The sequence below is a fragment of the Lysobacter xanthus genome (assembly GCF_047159895.1).
In genome coordinates, this window is the sequence record NZ_BAAGAB020000134.1 from 1 (window position 1) to 2427 (window position 2427).

A 2427-nucleotide genomic window follows, 5' to 3' on the forward strand; every position below is an offset into this window, starting at 1 on the left:
GGCCGGACGAGCCCACCCGAAACTCGGCGCGGCAGCCACCGTTGACCCAGACGCCGCCACCGTCGACGCCCCACGACTGACCGCGGATGCACGGGTTGCGCGACACCTGACGCATCAGGTCGACGCCACCGCGCACGTCCGCGCTGCAGTGCTTCCAGCGCCCGTCCTCGGACGCACAGCGCAGCACGTCCGGCTGCCGGGAGCCGACATCGCCCCAGTCGCGGCCGTAGCCGCGTCCGCTCGACATCGCGAGGAACTCGCCGCGGCAGCCCTGGGTGACCCAGACCGAGTGGCGCATCCGGCCCCAGCTCTGGCCCTCGATGCAGGGCGCCTTCGACAGCTGGCGGAGAAGCCGCACGCCACCGGTCGCGTCGACCGCGCACTCCCGCGTGCGGCCGTCGTTCGATTCGCATCGGAGCGTCTGGCCGTCGGGCGGTGCGTCGCCCCGCCATGCCTGTGCGGGCCACGACACCGCGGCGGCGAGGACGACGACGAACATCGAAACCAGGCGCATGGCGATCCTCTCGATCCGGTTACTGCCGACCGACTGTATCCACATCCGGTGAACGGCGGTCGACTCGACCGGTTCCGCCCGCCGATCGTTTGCAACGATTCATGCGCGGCCGAAGTCGAAGGCCAGCACGTCCGCAATCCGCGGCGTGCCCAGCATGGCCATGAGCAGGCGATCGACGCCCATCGCGACGCCGGCACAGGCCGGAAAGCCGGCGGCCAGCGCGTCCAGGAGTGCGTCGTCCGCAGGCACCGGCGTCGAGCCCCGTTCGCTGCGGTGCAACACGTCGCGCTCGAAGCGTCGACGCTGTTCGGACGGGTCGGCCAGTTCGTGATACCCGTTCGCGAGCTCGAGCGCGCCGAGGTAGAGCTCGAAGCGCTCGGCGACCGGCGGATCGCCCGCGCGTACGCGGGCGAGCGCGCACTGCGACGCCGGGTAGTCGTGCACGACGGTGATCACGTCGTCGGCGAACGTCGGCTGGATGCGATGGGTCATCAGAAGGTCGAGCCAGTCGTCGCGCGTCAGGCCCTCGGGGTCGATCCGCACGTCGCCCAGCGCCTCGTGCAAGCGCTCGATGCCGTCGCGGTGTGCATCGACGCCGAGGTGCGCGTGGTAGAGCGCGCCATACGTGGTCTCGACGACGCTCGCCGTGCGCCCCACCAGCGACAGGCAGGCCTCCACGAGTTCGGCGACCTCGCGTGCCAGCGCGACGTGGTCGATGTCCAGACGGTACCACTCGAGCATGGTGAATTCGGGATTGTGACGACCGCCGGCCTCGCCGTCGCGGAACACGCGGCCGAGTTCATAGCAGTCGCCGATGCCTGCGGATAGCAGCCGTTTCAGGGCGAACTCCGGCGACGTGCGCAGCCAGCGCGTGCGCGGCGCGCCGTCCGTGCGACCGCCGAAATCGACGCTGAAGGATGCGATGTTCCGATCGGTGGTGCCGGCCCGCGACAGCGCCGGCGTCTCGACCTCGAGCACGCCCCGCGCCGCCATGAATTCGCGGATCCGTCGGTTCACCGAAGCGCGAAGGCGCAGCGCCGCCAGATCCGCCGACGGCCGCCAGTCGACTCGAGGGGCGGTCACGCCGAGCCGTGCTCGGCGAGGAAGGCGAGCAGCTTCGCCTCGTCCCAGACATCGACGCCGAGTTCGGTCGCCTTCGCGAGCTTGGAGCCCGCGTTTTCGCCCGCCACGACGACGGCGGTCTTCTTGGACACGCTACCCGACACCTTCGCGCCGAGCGCTTCCAGTCGGGCGCCGGCTTCTTCGCGCGTCATCGCGCCGAGCGTGCCGGTCAGCACCACGCTGCGACCCTCGAGTGGCCCGCCGGGGGCGACGACGTCCGCGGGCAGCTGACCCCGAAGTCGTGCCTGTGCATCCAGCGAAGCCGCGAGCAGCGCGCCGTGGCCGGTGCCGTCCCGCCACTCGGCGAACGACTGCGCAACGGCCTGCGGCACGCCCGCCGCCACCATGACATCCACCGTCGCACCGGGCACGTCCGCGGGCGCGAGCACCCCGATCTGCTCCGCGCGCAGTCGGGTGACCTTGGGAATTTCGAGGTCCACGAGCAACGTCGCGACGTCGAGCTGCGGCCGCAGCTTCGCGCTCGGCGCATGCTCGTCGGTGGGCTGCACGCCGCGCTCGAGCAGCGCGTCGATCACGGCCTGGTTGCCCGTCTGGTCGAAGAAATGGCCGAGCGAGCGTGCGACCTCGCCGCCGATGTCCGGCACGGTGCGGAAGAGCGGCCACGGCAGGCGCCGCACGGACTCGAGCGAACCGAACGCGGCGGCGAGCGCCTTCGCCGTGCTCTCGCCGACGTGTTCGATACCGAGTGCGAACAACAGGCGCTCCAGCGTGGTACGACGGCTGCGGTCGATCGAGGCGAGCAGGTTCTCCGCCCATTTCGTCGCCACCTT

3 protein-coding genes are annotated in these 2427 nt (G+C 71.1%); all 3 read right to left on the bottom strand.

Going from position 1 to position 2427, the window contains the following annotated elements; all coding sequences use genetic code 11:
- Positions 1 to 514, bottom strand: a 514-nt coding sequence (locus ACY35P_RS15380; RefSeq protein ID WP_462116710.1) for a DUF3011 domain-containing protein, incomplete at its 3' end; no start/stop codon positions are given.
- A gap of 99 nt (positions 515 to 613) precedes the next feature.
- Positions 614 to 1597, bottom strand: a complete 984-nt coding sequence (epmA, locus tag ACY35P_RS15385; RefSeq protein WP_462116711.1) for an EF-P lysine aminoacylase EpmA — start codon at positions 1595 to 1597, stop codon at positions 614 to 616.
- On the bottom strand, positions 1594 to 2427 hold an 834-nt coding region (locus ACY35P_RS15390), incomplete at its 5' end, for a helix-hairpin-helix domain-containing protein (protein ID WP_462116712.1). The genes ACY35P_RS15390 and epmA, both read right to left, overlap by 4 nt.